Here is a 22,211-nt window from a genome sequence, read left to right as displayed (position 1 = left end):
TTGCGAAACACCACAGTAGAATGACGCTTAGTTTCCATTGATCAAAGGACGACTCCCATGACTCTCGACGTCGTGATTCTGGCCGCCGGCCAAGGCACCCGCATGCGCTCCAAAACGCCCAAGGTGCTGCACACATTGGCGGGCCGGCCGCTGGTCCGGCACGTCGTCGACACCGCCGCGAGCCTCGAGGAGGCCCGCCTGCACGTGGTGGTCGGTCATGGCAGCGAGGCGGTGCGTCGGGCGCTGGCCGAAAAGGAACTCGACTTCTGCGAGCAGAGCGAACAGAAGGGCACCGGCCATGCCGTGGCCCAGGCGCTGGATTCCCTTTCCGACGGCAAGGTGCTGGTGCTCTATGGCGATGTGCCGCTGATCCAGCCGAAGACCCTGCGGACGTTGTTGGAAGGGGTCGACGCGCAGCATATGGCGCTGCTGACCGTGAACCTCGACGATCCCACCGGCTATGGCCGCATCGTGCGCAACGATGACGATGCCGTCGTCGCCATCGTCGAGCACAAGGATGCCGATGCCAAACAGCGTGCCATCCAGGAATGCAACACCGGCATCATGGCGATGACCGCCGAGCAACTGCGCCGTTGGCTGCCGCGGCTCTCCGCCGAAAACGCCCAGGGCGAATACTATCTGACCGACGTCATCGCCATGGCGGCCGCCGATGGGATCGAGATCCAGGCCACCCAACCGGCCTCTTCGATCGAGGTGGAAGGGATCAACGACCGCCGGCAACTGGCGGCACTGGAACGCGCCTATCAGTGTCGCCAGGCCGAGCGACTGATGGCGGCGGGTGTCTCGCTGTCCGATCCCGCGCGCTTCGATCTGCGCGGCGAGGTCACCGTGGGGCGCGATATCCAGATCGACGTCAACGTCATCCTCGAAGGTGCGGTCACGATCGAGGATGACGTGATCATCGGCCCCAACTGCGTGATCAAGGACAGCGTCCTGCGTCGTGGCGCGGTGGTGAAGGCCAACAGTCATCTGGAGGGCGCCGAAATGGGCGAGGGCAGCGACTGCGGCCCGTTCGCTCGTTTGCGTCCCGGCACCCGACTGGGCGCCAAGGCGCATGTGGGTAACTTCGTCGAGACCAAGAACGCCACGCTGGGTGAAGGCGTCAAGGCGGGCCACTTGAGCTACCTGGGCGACGCCGAGATCGGCCGCGACACCAACATCGGCGCCGGCACCATCACCTGCAACTACGACGGTGCCAACAAGCATCGTACACAGATTGGCGAAGCGGTGTTCGTCGGTTCCAACAGCTCGCTGGTCGCTCCGGTCACCATTGGCAGCGGCGCCACCATTGCCGCCGGCTCCACCATCACCCGAGCGGTGGAAGATGACGAACTGGCCATCGGCCGCAGCCGCCAGGTGGTCAAACAGGGCTGGCAACGGCCGGTGAAAATACCGAAGGACTGATCAATGCGTGAGGGATCTGCCAATATGACACTGGAAGCAATCGTGGCACAGCAATTCGATGAAGCGGCCAGCGTGCTGGCGCGATTCAGCCGCGACGAATGTCAGATGGGCGCGATCGTGAAAGCTGCCGAACTATTGGCTGATTGCTTCAAATCCGGTCACAAGATGCTCTCCTGCGGCAATGGTGGATCCCATTGTGATGCGATGCATCTTGCGGAAGAGCTGACCGGCCGTTTTCGAGATGATCGTGCGGCATTGCCGGCAATAGCCATCTCCGACCCAAGTCATCTTTCCTGTGTCGGTAATGACTACGGCTTCGAAAGTGTCTTTTCACGCTACGTTGAAGCACTGGGCCAGCCAGGCGACGTGCTTTTCGTGCTTTCTACCTCGGGCAATTCGCGAAACGTCATCGCCGCAGTCGAGGCTGCCCGGGCCAGAGGGATGCACGTGATTCTGCTGACAGGAAACGATGGTGGACAACTTGCCGGCATGACGGACGTAGAGATTCGCGTACCGCATTCGGGCTACGCCGATCGAATTCAGGAAGTTCATATCAAGGCGATCCATATCATCATTCTGCTGATCGAACGATTGATGGCATAGCCACTGGACATCACGGGCTCACCAGTAACCCAGCAGCTTCCACCAGCCGAGGCCGACGACCGCGAACACGGTCAACTCCAGTATGCACATCACCAGGCCGACTCCCCACCACTTGCCCAGGGTGACGTAGCCGCTGCCGAAGATGATCGGCGAAGTGCCGGTGGCATAGTGGGTCAGTGTCATCATGATCGTGGAACCGGCGGTCATCAGCAGTAGGAAGGGCACGACGTAGTGCGCCGGGACCAGGTTGACGCCGACGGTGAGGAACGCCAGCAGCATGGCGCTGATATGCGCCGTGGTGCTGGCGAACAGATAGTGCGAGAACACGAACACCAGTACCAGGGTGCCCGCCGCCCACGGCCAACCGATACCGCTGGCTACGATGGCCTGTTGCAGGCCATTCGCGAACCAGGAGATCACCCCCAGCGCGTTGAGCTGTCCGGCCAGCATGACCAGGGCGCCGAACCAGATCAGCGTATCCCAGGCGCTCTTCTCGGCGAGTACGTCGTCCCAGTCGAGGGTTCCCGTCACCAGCAGCACGAACAGCCCCAGCACCGCCACCGTGGTCGAGTTGAGGCTCAGGTAGTGGAGCACGCCGGCATCGACCGAAAACACGCCGCCGAGCAGCAGGGCCGGCAGATCGGCCCACAATACCAACAGCAGCGCGAAAGTGCCCATCATCACCTTCTCCTTCGGATGGAAACTCCCCATCTCCCGGAGCTCCTGCCTGGCGTATTCGACGGCATTGGGCGTGCGCTTGACCTCCGGCGGCGAGAGCAGGTAGATCACCAGCGGCATCAGCAGCATGCAGACCAGTCCCGGCAGCAGCATGCACAGCGCCCAGGTGCTCCAGGAAAGATGGAAGCTCTGGTTCGAAGCCCGCGCCACGTAATCGACCACCAGCGGATTGGGCGCGGTGGCGGTCAGAAACATCCCCGAGGTGATCGGGTTGGCGTGATAGTTGACCAGCGCGAGATAGGTGCCGACCTTGCCCTGGGTGCCCTTTTCCGGGTCCGATTCGAAGGCGCCGGCGATCGACTTCATTATCGGATGGACGATGCCGCCACCCCTGGCGGTATTGCTCGGGGTGAAGGGCGCCAGGATCAGTTCGCTGATCGCCAGCCCGTAGCCGATGCCGATCGTCTTTCGGCCCAGCAGCGAGATGAACCAGAAGCCGAGCCGCGCGCCCAGCCCGGTCTTCTTCAGTCCCCGCGAGATCAGGATGGAGACCACGATCAGCCAGATCAACGGACTGGAAAAGCTGCTCAGGGCGTCGCCGATGGCCCCCGAGGCGGAGTCCGCCGTGACCTGGGAGAGCGAGACGATGACGATCGCCATCAGTGCCATCACCCCAATCGGCATGACCTTGAGGATGATGGCGACGATGGTGGTCAGGAATATCGCGACCAGCCCCCAGGCCTTCGGTGTCAGACCCTCGGGATGGGGGATCAGCAGCAGGATGACGAGGACTGCGGTGGCTATGAGGGCAGGGACGATGCGAAAGGGCACGGCCCGTTTGAAATAGCTGAATGCGCCGCGAATATCGGTTTTCAATAGTGTCTCCAGGGCATCGTCATGTCTTCTTTCCCAGGCGCATCGACAAGGCTGGAGCGACCCGACTGCTCGACACCGGGATGAAGTCTGATCATCGGCCTTTACCAATTTAAAGAATCCCTGGGAAAAACCCACCGCAACGGCCGCGATACATTGCCGCATGCTCCAGTTGGGAGAACGCGATGAAGTTGTGGATATCGGATCTCGAAACCTATCCGATGGTGTTGCTTGACCTGCCGTCCAGCCGTGAATACTTCATCAGCCTGATCGTGCTTTCTCCATGCACTGCTGATACCGCCCATCGACCCGCTCGGCGAACCACGCCGTGGTCAGGTTGCGGGTGATCTTGGGGCTTTCGAGGCGGATGCCCGGGAGCCGGGCGTGCGCTGGCGGTTCGTTCTCCCGGCGCTCGGCCAGTTCGAATACCTTGCGATAGAGAGCGGTGTCCTCGAACGCCAGCGAGTCGCCGCGTTCCAGCGCATCGCGGATCTCGCCATCATCCAGGCCGAGGCGTGGTTTCAGTGCGCGCACCGCCAGTTCGGTCTGGCCTGCCCGGCGCGAATCCGGAATGACCAGATCGCCGTCCAGTGCCAGCGAAATGCCCGAAAGCCGGCTGACCGCCGCCTGAAACGCTGCATTGCGGCTGGCGTACCAGCCGGCGTTGTAGTCGGCGAAGCGGTAGATCATGCGGTCGTAGTGGGCCGGGTAACCGAGCAGGTGGGCGATGCCGAAATAGAGCCCGCCACGGCGGGTGAACACCTCGTGGCGAATCGAGTCGTCGACCGGATAGGGGTAGTCGTTGGCGTCGTTTTTGAGATAGTTCTCGGCGAAATCGATGCTGACCTGCATCGGCCCTCCGGTGTGCACCGGGTTTAGGCCGCCGAAGAGCTGGCGGCCGAGCGGTGCCATGCCGATGAAGTCCTCGAAGATCTCGCTCATCTCGCGCTCGGTGGTGACGTGGTCGAGGCGCTGGTCGTAGGTCTCGCCGGTGGGCGATTCGAGATTCAGGCCCGCGTCGACGAGGAAGCCGGGAATGTGCAGTGCGCCGGCGCGGCGTTCGATCTCCTCGCGGGCGATGGCGGAGAGGTTGGGCACGCTGGGGTCGGCGTCATAGGTCGACTCCTGCGCGGTCACCGCCAGTACCGCGCAGAGGTTGTCGCGCGTGGCCGGCAGGTTCTGGGTCGAGAAGGCGGCGGTGATGTCCGTCGCCCAGCCCTCGCGATCCTGCGTGGTGGCCGGGATCAGCGATACGAGTTCGCTCCTGACCGTGGCCGGATGTTGTTCGAAGCCCGGCCGTGGCGCCTGGATGCCGCAGCCCGCAAGGAATACCAGAATCAGCACCGGTGCCCAATGTCGTCTGGATCGGAATCCGACACTTCTCATGCACTCAAATGCCCGACCAGCCGCAGCATCATCGCGTCGCAGCGTTCGAGCTGATCGATGGCGATGAACTCGTCGGGCTTGTGGCCCTGATCCATGCAGCCGGGACCGCAGACCACGGTGGGAATGCCCGCTTGGTGGAACAGCCCGCCCTCGGTGCCGTAGGCGACGGTGCCGAAATCGTCGCGTCCTGCCAAGGTGGCGATCAGGCGTGCCACGTCGCTGTTTTCCGCCGTTGTCAGCCCCGGATAGGCCTGCAGCGGTTCGAACACGATATCGGTCTCGGCGACGACGGCCCGCATCTTGGGAATCAATTCGGTTTCGGCATAGCCGCGCATCTCGCGCTCCACCTCGCCGGCATCGAAACCGGGCAGCGAGCGCACCTCCCAGTCGAAGCGGCATTCGGACGGCACGATATTGAGCGCGCGGCCACCCTCGATCACGCCGGTCTGTACCGTCGAGAAAGGGGGATAGAAGCGCTCGTCGTGGCGAGAGGGATCCGCCAGACGCTCGCCGATCTCGGTGAGCTTGGTGATCAGTTTCGCCGCATTCTCGATGGCGTTGACGCCTTCGGGGGCATAGGCCGAGTGGCACGGTGCGCCGTGCACCCGGCAGCGCACGCCGAGCTTGCCCTTATGCCCGAGCACCGGCTTGAGTTCGGTCGGTTCGCCGACGATGCAGGCGATGGGGCGATGCGGTTTGTCCTCGAGCATCGAGATCAGCGAGCGCACGCCGAGACAGCCGACCTCCTCGTCGTAGGAGAACGCCAGATGGATCGGCGTTTTCAGTTCGGCGGCGGCGAAAGCCGGTACCGCCGCCAGCACGCAGGCGAGGTAGCCCTTCATGTCCGCCGTGCCGCGACCGTAGAGCTTGCCGTCGCGTTCGCTCATCTCGAACGGGGCCACCGTCCATGGCTGGCCATCCACCGGAACCACGTCGGTATGGCCCGAGAGCACGATGCCGCCGCGATCGGTAGGGCCGATGGTCGCCCACAGGTTGGCCTTGCTGTCCTCATCGTTAAGGATCAATTCGCTATTCACGCCGTGGCTCGCGAGGTAATCGCGCACGAACTCGATCAAGGCAAGGTTGGATTCACGGCTGACGGTATCGAAACCGATGAGCTTTTCCAGCAGGGCGCGGCTGTCCATGAACACTCCGGAATAGGGATGCGGAATAGGGATGCGGAATAGGAATGATTGTGCCGCTATGATGCCGCCATGCCCGCTGCCAATGCCAGCCCTCGGCGAGAGAGCGTCGCCGGCTTACTCTTCCTGCTCACTCTCCCGGCACGCCATAACCCGGCGCGGCGTCCGGATCGGCGGCGCGAGTGACGTAGTCCTCGAGCTGCGGCTGGTAGCGTCGCCACAACTCCCGCAACAGCAGGATCGGGGTCTCGTGCCAGTCGACGCGCAGGTCGACCACCGGCCAATCGATTCCGGGGCGTGCCACCTTGAGGCCGGCGGAGTAGACTGGTCCGGCCTCGCCACCGGCGGCCAAACCCGCCTCCATCGCCAGGATCAGGCGTTCGGCCAGCCCTCCCCGGGCCGTCTCGAATGCCTCGACCATCGCCCGGGGGACCTGGCTGGAAGCCAGCAGGTTGCCCGCCGCGACGCAATCGTCGCCGTCGGCCCGTCCGACCACGCCGAGAGCCTTGTCGCCATCGAACACGGCGCTGCGGCCAAGCGAGTCGACGATCAGCAACTGGCGCCATTGCGGCGCACGTTCGTCCCTCAATAACCGGTCCAGCGCTTCCTGGGGCGCGAAGCCGTTCGCCAGTAGCGACAACGCTCGAGGGCCCAGGGCCGGATTGGTCACGTTCTGGGTCAGTACCGCGCCGCCGGAAGCGGCGAACGCACAGCGGCTGGCGACGCAGATACTCGACGAACTGACCGCGCAGCCGGTTTCGCCAGTGTCGCGGTCGACCGCGGCGATGGAGAAGGTCATGCCTCGCCCTCCTGAGAAATGACCGCGATCACCTCGATCTCCATCAGCCATTCGGGCTGGGCCAGTCCCGCCACGACCAGCCCGGTAGAGATCGGGAACACCCCCTTGAGCCACTTGCCCACCTCCCGATAGACCGGCTCGCGAAAACGTGGATCGGTGATGTAGGTGGTGGTCTTGACGATATGCGAGAGCTCGCTGCCGGCTTCCTCCAGCAGTTGCTTGACGTTCTTCATCGCCTGTTCTGCCTGGGCCCGGGGATCGCCGAGCCCGACCAGGTTGCCGTCGAAGTCGGTACCCACCTGGCCGCGGACGTAGACGGTATTGCCGGCGCAGACGGCCTGGCAGAGATCGTTGTCCAGGGTCTGGTTGGGATAGGTGTCCTTGGTGTTGAACATGCGAATGCGTGTGTGGGTCACGCGGGAAGGGGAACTCATGTCGGGCTCCGGCCAACGGGAAAGTCGTTCCGACACTAATCGCAGCGACGTCATAGGGAAAATCGCCTTATCCGTTGCAGCGGATAGGAAAAACCGATGCAGTGGCCATGGTAAGACAAAACTTGACGAATCGTTCTGTGTGGGTTTTGATTCGATCTTAGTTATCTTTCAAATCGAAATTAAAAAAGATCGATACGAAGTCTATTCGACATCATGCCGAAACGCGACACGGCCCAACGCCGCCACGCCATCCTCGCCCACGTCAACGCCCAGGGTGAAACCTCGGTCGAGACGCTGGCCAGCCGCTTCGCCATCTCCGAAGTGACGGTGCGCAAGGATCTCAACGTGCTGGAGCGCAGCGGACTGCTGCTGCGGCGCTACGGCGGCGCGGCCCCGTTGCCCCAGGAGATGCTCGGGGACAGCGTGCCGTCGCTCTCGCCCGGCAAGCGGGCCATCGCCCGAGCGGCACGTGCGCGCATCCGCGAGCACAACCGCATCATCGTCGACAGCGGTACCACCACGGCGGCGCTGATCGGTGAACTGAACGGCCTGCGCGGGCTGGTGGTGATGACCAACTCGCTGACCGTGGCCGCCGCGCTGCGCGAGCTGGAGTCGGAACCGGCACTGCTGATGACCGGCGGCACCTGGGACCCCCATTCGGAATCCTTCCAGGGCCAGGTCGCCGAACAGGTACTGCGCGGCTACGACTTCGACCAGCTGTTCGTCGGCGCCGACGGCATCGATCTCGAACGCGGTACCACCACCTACAACGAACTGTTCGGGTTGACTCGGGTCATGGCCGAGGTCGCCCGCGAGGTGGTGGTCATGGTGGAGGCCGACAAGATCGGCCGCCGCATTCCCAACCTGGAACTGCCCTGGGCGCGCATTGACACGCTGGTCACCGACTGGCGCATCGAGGATGCCGCGGCCGCCGCCATCGAACGCCACGAGGTGACGCTGGTGGTGGCCGAGGCCGGGGACAACGATCAAGGAAGCTGACAGACATGTGTGGAATCGTCGCCGCGCTGGCCGCGCGTAACGTCCAGGGCATCCTGCTGGAAGGACTCAAACGGCTCGAATACCGGGGATACGACAGTGCCGGCATGGCGGTTCTGGATGCCGGCGGGCACCTTCACCGCCAGCGTGCGCTGGGCAAGGTCGCGGCCCTGGAGGAGAAGCTCGAACGCGCGCCGTTGAACGGCCGCATCGGCATCGCCCACACCCGCTGGGCGACCCACGGCAAGCCGTCCGAGGCCAACGCCCATCCCCACCTTGCCGCCGGGCGACTGGCGATCGTGCACAACGGCATCATCGAGAACTTCGAACCGCTCAAGCGCGAGCTGGAGGTCGAGGGCGTGATGTTCGAGTCCGAGACCGACACCGAGGTGGTCGCCCATCTCGTCGCGCGCGCCTTCGAACGACGCCATGATCTGCTGGCGGCGGTGCAGCAGACGCTGGCACGGATCGACGGCGCCTACGCCCTGGCGGTGATGCATGCCGATGCGCCTCGGGAGATCGTCGGCGCGCGCAAGGGCAGCCCGCTGGTGGTCGGGGTCGGCATCGACGAGCACTTCCTCGCCTCCGATCCGCTGGCGCTGTTGCAGGTCACCGACCGCTTCGTCTATCTGCGCGAAGGCGACGTGGTGCGCCTCTCCGATGGCGGGGGCATCGAGGTGTTCGATGCCGAGCAACGCCCCGTCACCCGCCCGTTGCAGGTATTCGAACATGGTGACGGCGCCGCCAGTCGTGGCGACTATCGCCACTTCATGCTCAAGGAGATCCATGAGCAGCCGGCGGTGATCGCCGCCACCCTGGAAGGGCGCCTGAGCGGCTCCCACGTGCTCGAAAGCAGCTTCGGCGTCGATGCCGGGGCGCTGTTCGCGGATGTCCGCCAGATTCACATCGTCGCCTGCGGCACCAGCTACCACGCCGGGATGGTGGCGCGCTACTGGCTGGAGAAGCTGGCCGGCATTCCGACCCAGGTCGAAGTCGCCTCGGAGTATCGCTACCGCGACGTGGTGGTGCCGCAGGACACGCTGTTCGTCACCCTTTCCCAGTCCGGCGAGACCGCCGATACCCTGGCCGCGCTGCGCTATGCCGCCACCCTGGGGTATCTCGGCTCGCTCGCGATCTGCAACGTCCCGGGAAGCTCCTTGACCCGCGAATCCGATCTCTCGCTGATGACCCAGGCCGGACCGGAGATCGGCGTTGCCTCGACCAAGGCGTTCACCACCCAACTGGTGTCGCTGCTGCTGCTGACCCTGGCGCTGCGCCGCGAGCGTGGCGACGCACGCGAGGCGGCGCTGGTGCAGGCGCTGCGCGGCCTGCCGGCGGTACTCGAACGGGCACTCGAGATGGATAGCCCGATCGCCGAGCTGTCGGAAGCCTTCGCCGAGAAGCACCACGCGCTGTTCCTCGGCCGTGGCACCCAGTTCCCGATCGCCCTGGAAGGCGCGCTCAAGCTCAAGGAGATCTCCTACATCCACGCCGAGGCCTACCCGGCGGGCGAGCTCAAGCACGGGCCGCTGGCACTGGTCGACGCCGACATGCCGGTGGTCGCCGTCGCTCCCAACGACGAACTGCTGGAGAAGCTCAAGTCGAACCTGCAGGAAGTGCGCGCCCGCGGCGGCGAACTCTTCGTCTTCGCCGACGAAGGCGTGGCGCTCGCCGCCACCGACAACCTGCGCGTGCTCCACGTGCCGCGGGTCGACGAATGTCTCGCCCCGATCGTCTACACCGTTCCGCTGCAGTTGCTCTCCTACCACGTCGCCGTGCTCAAGGGCACCGACGTCGACCAGCCGCGCAACCTGGCCAAGAGCGTCACGGTGGAGTGAGGCCCGCTATAAACCACCGCCGCCAGGTTTGGGCGCGAGCCGTCGCGCCAGTTGCTCAACCGGCCGACGGCGACCACACCGCCCCGGTCAGCTCACAGGAAACATCACACAGCCGATCTTCCACTGCTTGATCCTTGGCTGCGGCGCTGCGATGGGCCCGCTTGGGTTCTCCTCGGGTTTCGGCGAAGCCGTCGGGACCGAAATAGTCGCCGGGGCGCACGTCGTCGGCGAGCGCGGCGTGCAGCGTGGGCTTGGCGCCTTCGGCGGCGGACTGGCTGAGCAGCGGCACCACCAGCTTGAACGCCTGGCCGATCAGGGCGCGGCTCTTGATCCCGGCATCGAACAGCGCGGTGCGGGAAAGACCGGGATGAGCGGCGACGCTGAGTAGCCCCCAGCCGTGTTCCTCGCTGCGCCTCGAGAGTGCCTGGGAGAACAGCAGCATGGCGAGCTTGGATTGGCGATAGGCACGCCATGGGTCGTAGTGTTTGTCGCCGTTGAGGTCGTCGAAGTCGATGTCCCCGCTGCGATGGGCGAGGCTCGATAGCTGGACGACCCTGGGCGATTCGGCGGCGATGAGCAAGGGCAGCAGCAGGCTGGTGAGCAGGAAGTGGCCGAGATAGTTGACCCCGAACTGGCGCTCGAAGCCTTCCTCGGTGCGCTCGCGTCTCGGTGGCGCCATGATGCCGGCGTTGTTGATCAGCCGTTCCAGCGAGGTTTCGCTTTGCCTCAGGCGCATGACGAACTGGCGCACCGATTCGAGACTGTTAAGATCCAGCCATTCGAAGCGGATGTCGCAGCCTGGCCGATGGGTCCGGATCGCGTGGCAGGCTAGCTTGCCCTTGTCGGCGTTGCGTGCGGCGACGATCACCCGATAGCCGTGCGCGGCCAGGCCCTTGGCCGTCTCCAGCCCGAGCCCGGCGGTGGCGCCGGTCACCACGGCCAACGGGGCCGTTTGCGTCGACATGTCGCTCATCGTGGCGTTCTCCTGGATGGGGTCGAGACCGATATTCCCTACCTTTTGCTATGTTAATGGTGGCATATCAATGGGAGCGAACGATGGCAAACCCGACACGAAGTCTGCTGGGGCGCGGTTGGTGGATCTTGATGGCGTACGGAATCATCGCCATCGTTTTTGGGCTGATCGCCGTCTTTCAGCCGTTGACCGCGATCGCTGCCCTGACCTGGATCATGGGCGTCATGGCGCTGGCCGAAGGCATTGCCAGCCTGTTTACATTGGCCACTTCGTCCGGCGGCTTCGCCAGGGGCTGGCTGGTGTTCTACGGCGTGGTTTCGATCCTGTTCGGCCTGGTCGCCATCTTCGACCCGCTCTCCACGGCCAGCGCCCTGCTGGTACTGCTGGGTATGTGGCTAATTGTCGCCGGCGTTCATCGCTTGGTACTGGGTCTGCGAGTGCGCCGACATCTGCCGGGAGAAGGCTGGACCGTACTGAGTGGCGTGCTTGCCTTGCTACTGGGGATTGCCTTCGTGGCGAGCCCGCTCAGCGGTCTGGTGGTTACCGCGCTATGGATCGGCATTCTCGCCTTGCTCTACGGCATCGTGCAGGTGATGGCGGCGCTGCGGCTGCGTAAATTGTTGTAGATCAACAACGACCCAAGGGCAGCGGCCGGCGAGACCGTCGTCGTCTCCGGCCGCTTTCGTTTCTTTCTTCGCTTCGATAGGTATCGAACCTGATTTCTGCATTTTCTCTTGGCTTACGCCGGATAAATCTTTTATTAACCCATTTAAATAATATGTCAGTTTTGGCTTTACTTTTTCTAATGTCACGCTTTCAGGCTTGGAAATACTTCGGTTTATATAAATAGGTTTATTGACCCCTTGTTGATGAAAACTATTTTATGAAGCTAGACGTTTTGCGCTTTCAACGACAAGCCCAGCTCGAGTTTCATTCAATAGGAGTCGTTACATGGCTAATACAGAAGATCGGGAAAACTCACACACATCTTCTTCCTATGGTTCCGGGGCACCCGGTTCTACTCATGGTGCCGAAGCGGGCTCCGCCAACTCGTCACATCAGTCCGACATGAAGGAAAAGGGGCGAGAGACGGCCGATGAGGTCAAACATGCCGCGCGCCGGAAGGCCGAGGATATGTTCGAACGGCAAAAGGGGACAGCGGCGGAGCAGGCGGAAGGCCTGTCGGCGGCTCTCCGTAACATGGCAAAGAATCTCGACGAGCAGGATCAGCGTTATTTTTCGAGCTGCGCCAGCAATATGGCCCGCTGTACGGATGCCCTGTCCCAGCGATTGCGTGAGCAGAATCTCGGTAGCCTGATGGGGCAGGTTCAGGGCTATAGCCGCCGGCAACCCGCCCTATTTCTGGGTGGCGCGGTTGCTGCCGGGTTTTTCCTGGCACGTTTTTTCAACAGCTCGCAACAGCATGACTCGCAGCAACATGAAGAGACGAATGCTACCCAGACCGATGGTGGCACGGCTTCGTCAGGTTCGAACACAGCGACCGATTCCATGGATAAAAGCGTCTATTGAGTGATCACAGATTCCCTAGTGCGCGGTGGGCGCTTTAGCGACGGTGCAGTAGAGAGAAAGATCGTTGAACTCGAAAGACGATTCACTGAATAGCCAGGGAGGCTAAGCATGGATATAGAAAATAGAAACACGGGAGAGAGTGGGTCATTCAGCTCGCTTGTCTCTAGTGTGACCCATGAAATCACGGCCCTCATTCGTGACGAAACCGAACTCGCCAAAGCGGAGATGCGCGAGAAAGTCAAGCAGCTAGGCACGGGTATCGGCTTCATCGCGGCAGCGGGCGGCGTCCTCATGTGCGGCTTTCTCGTCTTGCTTGCCTCGGCGGTGTTCGGCTTGGATACGTTCCTGCAGACCCCTTGGCTTTCCGCGCTGATTGTCGGCGTCATCGTCGTCATTGTCGGGTTCGTTATGCTGCAGAGCGGCAAGAAAAAGCTGAAGGCCACCCAATTGGCACCCAACAGGACCATAGACAGTCTCAGAAACGATCAGGACATGGCGAAGCAGCATAAAGGCCAGGCTAAGGAGCAGCTGAAATGAGCGATCGGCAAAACCAGCGCAAGCCCGAAGAGATCGAATCGGACATCAAGCAACACCGTGAACGACTGGACGAGACTCTCGGCGAAATGGAGGAGCGGTTTTCTCCTCAACAACTGGTCAATAGTGCGTTCGACTACGTGCGCCATGGAGGTGCCAACGAGTTTGCAGCCAACCTGAGCGAGACCATCAAGCGCAATCCGGCTCCGTTCCTCGTCACCAGTGTCGGATTGGGTTGGTTGATCTGGTCGCAACGCACGTCGAACAAGCGGCCCCAGTTCGGCAGCACCGCTTCGCATGATTTCGGAGGACATCGTCCGGCGACATCGGCGAGTGTCTCAATGAGTGGCACGAGTCATGGCGGCTCCCACGGTCAAGGCCGGGTAGGCGCTGCCAAGGAAAAGGCGCAGCATATGTCGGATAGCATCAAGGACCGAACCCATGGTATGGCCAGCGGCATGCAGGGGCGTACCTCTCGGGTCAGAGCCAGTTCACGCGAGGCCATGCACGGCATGTCGGACAGGGCCAAGAGCGCAAGCCAGCAGACGGCACAGTTCATCCAGGAACACCCGATAATGGCCGCCGCCTTGGGTATCGCGGCCGGCGCCGCCATCGGCGGCCTGCTGCCCACGACGCGTACCGAAGACGAACGCATGGGAGCGATACGTGACAAGGCGCTCGACCGGGCCGCTGAAGAGGGCGAGCGCTATGCCGATGAGGCTCGCGCCAAGGTACATGAGAAGGCCGAGCAGGTGAACGACAGCCAGGACGCCCGCCAGGGCTCCGCTGGATCAGACGGCAGTTCGAGCGCTAGTCGCCCTTCCGATTCGGGGAGCACGAACTCGGCCACCGTGCCTTTGTCGGCCACGACGCCTGGCTCCGCGATGGAGGCGACTGAATCGGACGAACGGCGAGCCTCCGGGGAAAGCACGCTTCGCCAGCCCGGATCGCACGGCGACAATTCGCGCTCGGACGATGAACGCTAGCCGGTTGAACCTTTGCAACGTGAGGTTGGCGGCGATATGCCAGCCGCCGGGCGGCCAGCAGGAACCGGGAGCCAGACTCTCGGTTCTTGGGCTTGAACCGCCTTGTTCCGTGGCAATGCGGTGACGCCGGTTCAGTATGTCCTGGGCAACAGCACCCACATCTCGCCGCGCTGCTTCATCCGGCTGGCGGCCTCGCCGGCACTGTCGCCGTGACCCCAATAGAAATCCGCGCGCACCGCGCCCTTGACCGCGCTGCCGGTATCCTGCGCCACCATCAGGCGCTGCAGCGGCAGGTTGGAGAGTGGCTGGGTGGTGGCAAGGAATACTGGCGCACCGAGGGGAATTTCGCTGGGATCGACCGCGATGCTGCGCTCGGAGGTCAACGGCACGCCGAGAGCGCCAATCGGACCACTGGTGTCGTCGAGCGCGTCATCGCCATCCAGTTCGCGAAAGAACACCATGCGGGGGTTGACGTTGAGCATCTCGTCCACCTGATCCGGATGCTGGCGTGCCCAGGCCCGCACACCCGGCAGCGTAGCCTCCGCCGGGGTGATCTCGCCGCGCTCGATCAGGCGCTTGGCGAAGGAGCGGAACGGTTGGTTATTGGTGCCGGCGTAGGCGACCCGCATGGTGCTGCCGTCGGTCAACTCGATCCTGCCGGAGCCCTGGATCTGCAGATAGGCGGCCTCGACCGGATCGTCGACCCATACCAGTTCGGTGCCGGCGAGATCGCCGCTGCGCAGCAGTTCCTTGCGGGTCGGGCCGACATGGGTATGCTTCTTCCAGTACTTCGGATAGCGATAGAGCGGCGTCTGGTACGGCCCGCCACGCACCCGCGAACCGCGCAGGATCGGCTCGTAGTAACCGGTGATCAGGCCGGTCGCGCTACCGTCGCTATTGGTCACCCGGTAGGGCGTGAAGCGGGTTTCGAAGAACTGCTGGATCGCCTCGGCATTGAGTGGATCCACCGACTCGGCATCCTCGCATACCTCTTTCCATAGCGGCTTGCGCTTCAGCCGCGAACAACTTTCCTGAAAGGCGCTCCAGGCCGCCATTGGCTGATCCTGACTCCAGCCCGGCAGATTGTGCCAATCGGTGACCCGCTCCTTGCGCTCGACCTTGGCTTCGGGGCTGCCGCCGGGGGAAGTCGTCGGGGCCGGAGCGCTGGTACAGCCGGCAACCAGCAACAGCAGCAACAGACAACCGAGCAGCGGCAGCGAGAAACGAGAATGAAACGGCATGGTGGCCCGGCCGGCGTGCGACGTCATGCAGGTATATTCCTTGAACGGTATCTCGACGAGAACGAAAACTGCAGCGAGCATATCGTCGCCATCCGGCGGCGTCGAGCGGTCAAGGTCGTCCATCTCCGCCATGCCCCTGCACGTAACGTGAAGGGATGATTGCACGAGAACGCCGACAAACTACTGCGCTCGCCCATGCGGCGTTGAAATCCACCTCAAAATGCTCATTTACACCCTCGTAAACTGCGCTTTTTCGGCGGATTTCGCCTTGCCTGGCCATCGCTCGTGACGTTTGTCATCATCCTCTACACTGTGCTTTTCCACTCGCGGCAGGACCTTGCCATGACGCATGTCATCTCCATCCAGAGCCACGTGGCCTACGGTTATGTCGGCAATCGCGCCGCTGTCTTTCCGCTACAGCGGCTGGGGCTGGAAGTCACCGCCATCAACACCGTCCAGTTCTCCAACCATACCGGCTACGGCGCCTTCACCGGCGAGGTGTTCACTCCCGATCACCTCAGAAACGTGCTGGATGGCGTCGAATCCCTGGTCGGGCTCGGCGGCGTCGATGCGCTGCTTTCCGGCTATATGGGCGACGAAGGCATCGGCCGCGCGGTGCTCGACAGCGTCGACCGGGTCAAGCAGGCCAACCCGCGGGCGTTGTACTGCTGCGACCCGGTGATGGGCGATGTCGGCCGTGGCTTCTTCGTGCGCGAAGGCATCCCCGAATGGATGCGCGATTACGCCGTGGCTCGTGCGGATATCGTCACCCCCAACCAGTTCGAGCTGGCGTTTCTCGCCGGGCGCGAAGTGAACACACTCGAGGGTGCACTGGAAGCCGCCGCCGCGCTGCGCGCCAAGGGACCGAAAGTGGTATTGGTCACCTCGCTGGAAATCGCCGGTGACGACCAGAAACACATCGGCATGCTGGTCGACGCCCCCGGCGGCAGCTGGCGGATCGCCACGCCCAAGATCGAATTCGCCATCCCGCCCAACGGCGCTGGCGATTTCACCGCCGCGATGTTCCTTGCCCACAGCCTGCGTGCCGGACTCGGCGACGAAGGTCCCGCCCGTGCGCTGGAACAGACCGCCGCCGCCGTGCAGATGCTGTTCGAACACACCCGCCGCGCCGGCACCCGCGAACTGGCGATGATCGCCGCACAGCAGGATATCGTCTCGCCGACGGTGACATTGCACGCCGAAAAACTGCGTTGAGCCTTCGGACATGACATTGAATTCTCAAGCCACGCCGCCGCTCTACCTGGGCATGGCGATGTGGGCCAACGTCGACTGGCAGGGCAGCCTGCTGCCCGCCCATGGCGACGTGGATCTGCGCGACTACGCCAGCGTATTCAATGCCGTGGAAGGCAACACCACCTTCTACAGCGGCATTCCCAAGGCGGAAACCGTGGCGGCCTGGGCCGAACAGGCACCGCCCACCTTCCGTTTCTGCTTCAAGCTGCCCAGCCAGCTGACCCATGCCAAACGGCTGCGGGAGATCGACGACGAGTTCGAGCATTTCCTCGAGCGCCTCTCCCCGCTCAAGGATCGGCTCGGCCCGATCATGGTCCAGTTGCCACGCGATTTCGATCGAACTGAACTCCCCGCACTGGAGCGATTACTTACTCACTGGCCACGGGAGATACCCTGCTCGGTCGAGGTCCGTCATAGTGATTTTTTCCACAAAGGGACGCCCGAGCAGGCATTAAACCGCTTGTTGATAAGTCAAGAAGTCAACCGGGTAATGCTCGATGTTCGCGCGCTCTTCGCCACACCCGCAGGGCTTGACAACCGGCTCGCCAAGGCGCAGGACGAAAAGCCAAAAGTCCCGCTACACGTGCTCTCCACGGCAAATCGTCCTGTTATCCGCTTTATCGGCCACTTCGACGAAGGCATCAACCTGGCCCGCTTCGAACCCTGGATCGAACGCCTTAGCCTGTGGATAAAACAGGGGAAAACCCCTTTCCTCTTTGTGCATACGCCGGACAACCGCCAGGCTCCTCAACTGGCCCGTACATTCTATTCACGCCTGGCCGAACGGATCGAACTCCCACCGCTGGCGGAGTTCCCGGGAGAGCGACAGGTATCGCTGTTCTAGAGGTATCTGAATCCGTCTGTTGATAACCGGACGATCCATCCCAAGCGGCATAGACCTGTGTCGGTTGATCTTCACGTAAAGGTTAAACGGCGATATGGTAAGAAAAACATGACAGGATATTCACCGTGTCGGGCCAAACCTACTCCATCGGCGAACTGGCGCAGCACTTCGACGTCACCACCCGCACCATCCGCTTCTACGAGCAGGAAGGCCTGCTCTCCCCCGAGCGGCGCGGCAAGACCCGCATCTACCGCGAGAAGGATCGCGTCCGCCTCAAGCTCGCCCTGCGCGGCAAACGCCTCGGCTTCTCCCTGGTCGAGATCCGCGAAGTGCTCGACCTCTACGACACCCGTCACGACGGCAGCATTCGCCAACTCGAGCGCCTGCTCGAGATCCTCGCCGACAAACGCGCCAACCTCGAACGCCAGCTCGAAGATATCTGCGCGATGCAGCGTGAGCTGGATCAGGTCGAAGAGAGGTGTAAGGAGGCGTTGGGGGAGTTGAAGGCAACTGAAAAGCATTCTTGAATAACTTCCTTGGATGCGTTTTCCAGCGCGGTCTAACTTAGACTTTAGTCTATTCAAAATTTTGACAAGTTTTTCCAAACTTTACCTGATTTCCATAAAACCTTTTTAAACAACTACTTGAGTAAATTTCTCTCCGGTTTAATGGGAAATTAACGTCTAGTCATTTGCATATTGAGAGACTAAAGTCGTAGTCGCTGTTTAGACTTTTGTCTACAGTAAACTGTTGACAGTTTACTGATTACAATGATGCTATTGCGCCATAAGGAGATTTCAATGGCAGAAGCAATTAAGCGTGGAGAAAAACTTTCCGTCCTTGCCTACAAAAAGATCGAAGAGATGATCCTGAACGGTGAACTCAAGCCAGGAGAACGACTCAACGAGCATCGTTTTTCCGTCAAATATGGCCTAAGTCGGGGGCCAGTCCGGGAAGCATGCCGAGCGCTGGAAAGAGATGGACTGGTCGTCTCGTCTCCCGGACGCGGTGTCGTCGTGAGGCAGGTCACGCCCAAGGAGTTATATGAAATCTATGACCTCCGGGCTCTTCTGACAGGGTTCATGTGCCAGCTTGCAGCGCAGAAATGCAATGAAGGCGGCGCAGCAAAGTTGAAAAAATTGAACGAGGAAATGAAGTCTGCAATAGAAGCCAATAACTCGGAAGAATATTACAAGACGAATCTCGAATTCCATGAGCTCATCGCCAAGCTTGCAGAAAATGAAACCGCTCACAAGGTATACAACCGACTCGTCAAGGAAACTCATGCGCATCGGTTCGCGGTTCTGGACCCGGAAATAACCATCAAGCAGCACGCTTACATTATTGAGGCGATAGAAAATCAAGATGCCGACGAAGCAAGAAAACGCGGTGAGGAACATGTCCTCGCCGGCAAGGAGCGCTGGCTGAAGCGCATCAATGAAGATGGGGATGGCACCCATTCATAGATCGGAGTTATTCATGAAAATTACAGACATCAAAGCTACGCTGCATCGTCATGAAATCGATCTTCCCAATATCGGGAAATCCATTGAAAGTCGGATGTTCGTTTTCGTCGAAGTCGAGACCGACGAAGGGCTAAATGGTTTCGGTATTACTGGCTCGATGTTGCCATGGCCCATCATTTCCTGTATCGACAACCATCTGAAACCCGCGCTAATCGGAAAGGATGTCTATCATACGGAAGATATTCACGCTCATGTGTGGACACACCTCAATATCAGGACATATACAGGCGTCATCTCCAATGCCCTGTCTGCTATCGATATCGCTTTATGGGATATCCGCGGCAAGAAGGAGAACCGCTCGATCCATGAACTATTAGGCGGATATCGCAACTGGGCGCCCACTTACGCAACATTTGGTTATCCGTTCTTCGATGAAGAGCAACTGGCCGAATATGCGAAAAAATTCCTGGCCGACGGACACAAGATGCTCAAGATGGTGGTCGGCGGCGAGCCTTCCAGGACATGGCGTGACGATGTCCGGCGCGTTCGGGCGACACGCGAGGCGGTGGGACCGGATGTCGACATCATGATCGACGCCAATTGCTGGTTCAATCCCCACGACGCTCGCTTACTAGCGAGGGGCATCGAGGATTGCAATGTGATGTGGTTCGAAGAACCCATCCAACAAAACGATGCCAGGGCACTGGCAGACTTCAGAAAACAGACTTCAGTCCCGGTAGCCGCAGGACAGATGGAAGGTAACCGGTGGCGTTACCGCGAACATATGCTGCATCAAGCCGTGGATGTTATCCAACCCAACGTCCTCTATAACGGTGGATATACGGAATCGCTGAAAGTTGCGCATATGGCGCAAGCCTTTAATTTACCATTGGCCAACGGTGGTGGATGGCCCATTTTCAATATGCATTTGCTCTGTGGCGTGATGAATGGCGGCCCGGTCGAATTCCATTATGGCATGTGGCAGACCGGCAAACATTTCTTCAACGGGACTCCGGATCCAGTTGATGGAACCATGTCTCTATCAGGACGACCGGGACTTGGCTTTGCTCCCAACTACGACAACCTGAGCAATGCCCGAATTACGGATCCCAGTGAAAGCCTGCTGACGGGACGTGACGCCCATGGCTATTTGCTCAGAGAAAGTATCGAGGAGGTGAAATAATCGAAAATACGTATTGACGATATAGATAGTAATCCTCTTCAGGAGACTACAATGAAAATCACGCCAGCACTAAAACTTCTTGGTACCGCAGCATTTATAACAACATTAATGGTAACGAGCGTGGGCAGCTATGCTTGGGCGAATGAATCCTATCCGAACAAGGATATCAAATTTATCGTCCCCTTTGGTGCGGGAGGAGGAAGCGATGTTCTTTCGAGAACGATCATCAAGGTCATCCAGGATCTCGACCTGGTTACCACCAACATCCTCGTCGAAAACAGGCCTGGTGCGAGTGGTGCGATTGGCTACAAGCAATTGGCGGATCAGCATGGCAATCCCTATACGCTGGGTACTGTTAGCGTCAGCTTTTTCACCACTCCACTGTTAGGCGCGTCGCCTGTCAATTACGAGGACTTCACGCCGATCGCGGCTATTGCCATGTCACCTTATCTTCTGGTCGTCCGCTCGGATTCGGATATCAAGTCGATGGACGACTTGCTGTCTCACGATCGATTGTCGACCAGCACGGTGGGTGTGGTATCCGATGCCGCTCTGCTGTCGCAAATGCTGCAGGAGGAGACCGGGACCACGATCGATGCGGTTCCTTTCGATGGCGAAGGCGATGCAATGGCAGCGCTTCTCGGCAAGCATATCGATTTCATGTTCGGCAATCCGGGTGAGGTCTTGCCTCAGGTCGAGGCGGGTAAGCTGAGAGCGATCGCCGTCAGCACGGATGAGCGTATTCAGTCCCTGCCGGACGTTCCCACTTTGAAGGAGCAAGGGCTCAACGTCGTGCACACTCAGTTGCGCGGTATCGTCATGCCTGCCGGCGTACCACAGGAAGCCGTTCACTACTGGGAGAACGTTCTGAAAAAAGTCGCCAACAGCGATGAATGGAAAGAGCAGTACTTGAATCGCTTCAAGGACGAGTCTTATTTCATGGGTGCCGATGAGTTTACCCAGGAGATCGCCAAAACCAATAACCTTTACAAGGATATGATGACGAAGCTTGGGCTTATCGAGTAGTGCAGGCTCTCAGGGGCGTAAGGTGACTTGCGCCCTCTTTCCTTGCTTGAACAGTATCCATGGTGGCGAACATGAGCATAAGGCTTCTGGATAGGCTCTTTTCCCTATTAACCATAATCTTGGGTGTTTATATATTATTTGAGGCTATTGGATATGGCTATTGGGTCAGGAATGCTCCTGGTCCCGGTTTTTTCCCGCTGATAGCCTCGATAGGGATGATCGTTCTCGGAGCAATCAATCTACTGAGAAGCATGAAGGGTAAGGAGATCATCGAGAACGAACTCGATTTGAAGAGCGTCGTTAAATCTCTCGTTATCGTAGCTATCATCGTTGGGTTCTTGCTGGCCGCTCCCTACTTGGGAATGCTGATAGGTAGTGCCATCATGATCTTTCTCATCGGCCTGGTCATCGAGGATGACAAAACCGCGAGGTTTATCGTGAAGCTGGGCACGATATCGTGTCTTTTCCCGTTTGTTGCCTATTTCCTATTCTCTCGCTACTTGCAGGTCCCCTTGATCGAAGGGGTTTGGGGACTATAAGCAAAACCACGTCAGGAGACACCAATGGGAAGCTTCAGTTTGCTCGCGGAAGGGATCGCGAACGCTGCCACGTGGCATCTATTGCTGGCGACACTGCTTGGAGTCGTCATCGGGTTGATCGTCGGTGTATTGCCTGGTCTTGGCCCTTCCGCCGGGGTCGCGATCATGCTACCCGTTGCGGTGGGGTTCGACGGCACCGCGGCGATTGCCTGCCTGGGGGGAATTTATTATGGCGCCATGTTCGGCGGCTCGGTCACTTCGATTTTGCTGGGTATACCGGGAGATGCACCGGCGGTGATGACGGTCATCGATGGGCATGCGTTGGCCAAGAAAGGCGAAGCCGGTCGAGCGCTGGGCATGAGCGTGTGCGCTTCGTTCGTCGGTGGCGTGGTCGGCATCCTGTTGCTGGCGAGTCTTTCCTCGACCATCGCCAATGTGGCGCTGGAGTGAGGTGGTCCCCG

Annotated in this window: 23 protein-coding genes; 16 read left to right on the top strand and 7 right to left on the bottom strand. The window is 60.7% G+C overall.

Annotated elements, in window-relative coordinates; genetic code table 11:
* The first annotated feature begins 57 nt into the window (after nucleotides 1–57).
* Nucleotides 58–1,425, top strand: a complete 1,368-nt coding sequence (gene glmU, locus DOM57_RS07695; protein ID WP_110648645.1) for a bifunctional UDP-N-acetylglucosamine diphosphorylase/glucosamine-1-phosphate N-acetyltransferase GlmU — start codon at nucleotides 58–60, stop codon at nucleotides 1,423–1,425.
* A 24-nt stretch (nucleotides 1,426–1,449) separates the two neighbouring features.
* Nucleotides 1,450–2,028, top strand: coding sequence for a D-sedoheptulose 7-phosphate isomerase (gene lpcA, locus DOM57_RS07690; RefSeq protein ID WP_110648644.1), 579 nt, complete (start codon nucleotides 1,450–1,452; stop codon nucleotides 2,026–2,028).
* Nucleotides 2,029–2,046: 18 nt separating this feature from the next.
* Here the strand turns inward: lpcA and DOM57_RS07685 are convergent, their stop codons facing one another.
* The 5 genes from DOM57_RS07685 to DOM57_RS07665 form a co-directional block, all read right to left on the bottom strand.
* Entirely contained in the window at nucleotides 2,047–3,582 is a 1,536-nt protein-coding gene (locus DOM57_RS07685) for a DASS family sodium-coupled anion symporter (protein WP_239496151.1), read from the bottom strand.
* A 258-nt stretch (nucleotides 3,583–3,840) separates the two neighbouring features.
* Nucleotides 3,841–4,923, bottom strand: a complete 1,083-nt coding sequence (locus DOM57_RS07680; protein ID WP_239496150.1) for a DUF1615 domain-containing protein — start codon at nucleotides 4,921–4,923, stop codon at nucleotides 3,841–3,843.
* 38 nt (nucleotides 4,924–4,961) lie between these two features.
* Nucleotides 4,962–6,110, bottom strand: a complete 1,149-nt coding sequence (argE, locus tag DOM57_RS07675; protein WP_110648641.1) for an acetylornithine deacetylase — start codon at nucleotides 6,108–6,110, stop codon at nucleotides 4,962–4,964.
* A 127-nt stretch (nucleotides 6,111–6,237) separates the two neighbouring features.
* Nucleotides 6,238–6,906 (bottom strand): DUF1028 domain-containing protein, encoded by a 669-nt coding sequence (locus DOM57_RS07670; protein ID WP_110648640.1) that lies wholly within the window; start codon nucleotides 6,904–6,906, stop codon nucleotides 6,238–6,240.
* Entirely contained in the window at nucleotides 6,903–7,340 is a 438-nt protein-coding gene (locus DOM57_RS07665; protein WP_110648639.1) for a RidA family protein, read from the bottom strand. The genes DOM57_RS07670 and DOM57_RS07665 overlap by 4 nt, the downstream gene beginning before the upstream one ends.
* Nucleotides 7,341–7,553: 213 nt before the next feature.
* Here DOM57_RS07665 and DOM57_RS07660 point away from each other — a divergent pair, with 213 nt between their 5' ends.
* Together DOM57_RS07660 and glmS are read left to right on the top strand one after the other, a co-directional pair.
* A complete protein-coding gene (locus DOM57_RS07660) occupies nucleotides 7,554–8,339 on the top strand; it encodes a DeoR/GlpR family DNA-binding transcription regulator (protein ID WP_110648638.1) in 786 nt (261 codons plus the stop codon).
* A 5-nt stretch (nucleotides 8,340–8,344) separates the two neighbouring features.
* Nucleotides 8,345–10,174 carry a glutamine--fructose-6-phosphate transaminase (isomerizing) gene (gene glmS, locus DOM57_RS07655; protein WP_110648637.1) on the top strand — a complete coding sequence of 610 codons (1,830 nt, stop codon included), beginning with the start codon at nucleotides 8,345–8,347 and terminating at the stop codon, nucleotides 10,172–10,174.
* A gap of 55 nt (nucleotides 10,175–10,229) precedes the next feature.
* On the opposite strand, the gene DOM57_RS07650 is transcribed toward glmS, so the two are convergent.
* Entirely contained in the window at nucleotides 10,230–11,147 is a 918-nt protein-coding gene (locus tag DOM57_RS07650; protein ID WP_110648636.1) for an oxidoreductase, read from the bottom strand.
* Nucleotides 11,148–11,230: 83 nt separating this feature from the next.
* On the opposite strand from DOM57_RS07650, the gene DOM57_RS07645 reads away from it, so the two are divergent.
* From DOM57_RS07645 to DOM57_RS07630, 4 genes are all read left to right on the top strand, one after another.
* Nucleotides 11,231–11,773: an HdeD family acid-resistance protein gene (locus DOM57_RS07645; protein WP_110648635.1), complete on the top strand. Its 543-nt coding sequence runs from the start codon at nucleotides 11,231–11,233 to the stop codon at nucleotides 11,771–11,773.
* 325 nt (nucleotides 11,774–12,098) lie between these two features.
* Nucleotides 12,099–12,677, top strand: coding sequence for a hypothetical protein (locus DOM57_RS07640; RefSeq protein WP_162619471.1), 579 nt, complete (start codon nucleotides 12,099–12,101; stop codon nucleotides 12,675–12,677).
* A gap of 108 nt (nucleotides 12,678–12,785) precedes the next feature.
* Complete coding sequence (locus tag DOM57_RS07635; RefSeq protein ID WP_110648633.1) at nucleotides 12,786–13,214, top strand: phage holin family protein; 429 nt, start codon at nucleotides 12,786–12,788, stop codon at nucleotides 13,212–13,214.
* On the top strand, nucleotides 13,211–14,197 hold the full coding sequence (locus DOM57_RS07630; protein ID WP_110648632.1) for a DUF3618 domain-containing protein: 987 nt from the start codon (nucleotides 13,211–13,213) through the stop codon (nucleotides 14,195–14,197). Before DOM57_RS07635 ends, DOM57_RS07630 begins: the two co-directional genes overlap by 4 nt.
* A 131-nt stretch (nucleotides 14,198–14,328) precedes the next feature.
* Here DOM57_RS07630 and mltA read toward each other — a convergent pair whose 3' ends face one another.
* Nucleotides 14,329–15,570: a murein transglycosylase A gene (gene mltA, locus DOM57_RS07625; protein ID WP_239496149.1), complete on the bottom strand. Its 1,242-nt coding sequence runs from the start codon at nucleotides 15,568–15,570 to the stop codon at nucleotides 14,329–14,331.
* A gap of 210 nt (nucleotides 15,571–15,780) precedes the next feature.
* On the opposite strand from mltA, the gene pdxY reads away from it, so the two are divergent.
* From pdxY to DOM57_RS07585, 8 genes are all read left to right on the top strand, one after another.
* Entirely contained in the window at nucleotides 15,781–16,653 is an 873-nt protein-coding gene (gene pdxY, locus DOM57_RS07620; RefSeq protein ID WP_110648631.1) for a pyridoxal kinase PdxY, read from the top strand.
* A gap of 10 nt (nucleotides 16,654–16,663) precedes the next feature.
* Nucleotides 16,664–17,536, top strand: coding sequence for a DUF72 domain-containing protein (locus DOM57_RS07615; protein WP_110648630.1), 873 nt, complete (start codon nucleotides 16,664–16,666; stop codon nucleotides 17,534–17,536).
* A 125-nt stretch (nucleotides 17,537–17,661) separates the two neighbouring features.
* Nucleotides 17,662–18,063, top strand: coding sequence for a MerR family transcriptional regulator (locus DOM57_RS07610; protein ID WP_110648629.1), 402 nt, complete (start codon nucleotides 17,662–17,664; stop codon nucleotides 18,061–18,063).
* A 273-nt stretch (nucleotides 18,064–18,336) separates the two neighbouring features.
* Nucleotides 18,337–19,002: a GntR family transcriptional regulator gene (locus DOM57_RS07605; RefSeq protein WP_162619470.1), complete on the top strand. Its 666-nt coding sequence runs from the start codon at nucleotides 18,337–18,339 to the stop codon at nucleotides 19,000–19,002.
* 13 nt (nucleotides 19,003–19,015) lie between these two features.
* On the top strand, nucleotides 19,016–20,185 hold the full coding sequence (locus DOM57_RS07600) for a mandelate racemase/muconate lactonizing enzyme family protein (protein WP_110648646.1): 1,170 nt from the start codon (nucleotides 19,016–19,018) through the stop codon (nucleotides 20,183–20,185).
* 51 nt (nucleotides 20,186–20,236) lie between these two features.
* Nucleotides 20,237–21,211, top strand: coding sequence for a tripartite tricarboxylate transporter substrate binding protein (locus DOM57_RS07595; protein ID WP_110648627.1), 975 nt, complete (start codon nucleotides 20,237–20,239; stop codon nucleotides 21,209–21,211).
* A 71-nt stretch (nucleotides 21,212–21,282) separates the two neighbouring features.
* Nucleotides 21,283–21,750, top strand: coding sequence for a tripartite tricarboxylate transporter TctB family protein (locus DOM57_RS07590; RefSeq protein WP_162619469.1), 468 nt, complete (start codon nucleotides 21,283–21,285; stop codon nucleotides 21,748–21,750).
* A gap of 24 nt (nucleotides 21,751–21,774) precedes the next feature.
* Nucleotides 21,775–22,200, top strand: a complete 426-nt coding sequence (locus tag DOM57_RS07585) for a tripartite tricarboxylate transporter permease (RefSeq protein ID WP_110648625.1) — start codon at nucleotides 21,775–21,777, stop codon at nucleotides 22,198–22,200.
* Nucleotides 22,201–22,211 lie beyond the last annotated feature (11 nt).

The organism is Salinicola peritrichatus, from assembly GCF_003206715.1.
Classification (GTDB): Bacteria; Pseudomonadota; Gammaproteobacteria; order Pseudomonadales; family Halomonadaceae; genus Salinicola; species Salinicola peritrichatus.
This window is presented reverse-complemented; position numbering and strand designations above follow the sequence as displayed.

Coding starts and splice junctions, on each gene's coding strand:
- glmU (WP_110648645.1), top strand. CDS start 58: ATGACTCTCGACGTCGTGATTCTGGCCGCCGGCCAAGGCACCCGCATG.
- lpcA (WP_110648644.1), top strand. CDS start 1,450: ATGACACTGGAAGCAATCGTGGCACAGCAATTCGATGAAGCGGCCAGC.
- argE (WP_110648641.1), bottom strand. CDS start 6,110: ATGGACAGCCGCGCCCTGCTGGAAAAGCTCATCGGTTTCGATACCGTC.
- DOM57_RS07670 (WP_110648640.1), bottom strand. CDS start 6,906: ATGACCTTCTCCATCGCCGCGGTCGACCGCGACACTGGCGAAACCGGC.
- DOM57_RS07665 (WP_110648639.1), bottom strand. CDS start 7,340: ATGAGTTCCCCTTCCCGCGTGACCCACACACGCATTCGCATGTTCAAC.
- DOM57_RS07660 (WP_110648638.1), top strand. CDS start 7,554: ATGCCGAAACGCGACACGGCCCAACGCCGCCACGCCATCCTCGCCCAC.
- glmS (WP_110648637.1), top strand. CDS start 8,345: ATGTGTGGAATCGTCGCCGCGCTGGCCGCGCGTAACGTCCAGGGCATC.
- DOM57_RS07650 (WP_110648636.1), bottom strand. CDS start 11,147: ATGAGCGACATGTCGACGCAAACGGCCCCGTTGGCCGTGGTGACCGGC.
- DOM57_RS07645 (WP_110648635.1), top strand. CDS start 11,231: ATGGCAAACCCGACACGAAGTCTGCTGGGGCGCGGTTGGTGGATCTTG.
- DOM57_RS07640 (WP_162619471.1), top strand. CDS start 12,099: ATGGCTAATACAGAAGATCGGGAAAACTCACACACATCTTCTTCCTAT.
- DOM57_RS07635 (WP_110648633.1), top strand. CDS start 12,786: ATGGATATAGAAAATAGAAACACGGGAGAGAGTGGGTCATTCAGCTCG.
- DOM57_RS07630 (WP_110648632.1), top strand. CDS start 13,211: ATGAGCGATCGGCAAAACCAGCGCAAGCCCGAAGAGATCGAATCGGAC.
- mltA (WP_239496149.1), bottom strand. CDS start 15,570: ATGGCGGAGATGGACGACCTTGACCGCTCGACGCCGCCGGATGGCGAC.
- pdxY (WP_110648631.1), top strand. CDS start 15,781: ATGACGCATGTCATCTCCATCCAGAGCCACGTGGCCTACGGTTATGTC.
- DOM57_RS07615 (WP_110648630.1), top strand. CDS start 16,664: ATGACATTGAATTCTCAAGCCACGCCGCCGCTCTACCTGGGCATGGCG.
- DOM57_RS07605 (WP_162619470.1), top strand. CDS start 18,337: ATGGCAGAAGCAATTAAGCGTGGAGAAAAACTTTCCGTCCTTGCCTAC.
- DOM57_RS07600 (WP_110648646.1), top strand. CDS start 19,016: ATGAAAATTACAGACATCAAAGCTACGCTGCATCGTCATGAAATCGAT.
- DOM57_RS07595 (WP_110648627.1), top strand. CDS start 20,237: ATGAAAATCACGCCAGCACTAAAACTTCTTGGTACCGCAGCATTTATA.
- DOM57_RS07590 (WP_162619469.1), top strand. CDS start 21,283: ATGAGCATAAGGCTTCTGGATAGGCTCTTTTCCCTATTAACCATAATC.
- DOM57_RS07585 (WP_110648625.1), top strand. CDS start 21,775: ATGGGAAGCTTCAGTTTGCTCGCGGAAGGGATCGCGAACGCTGCCACG.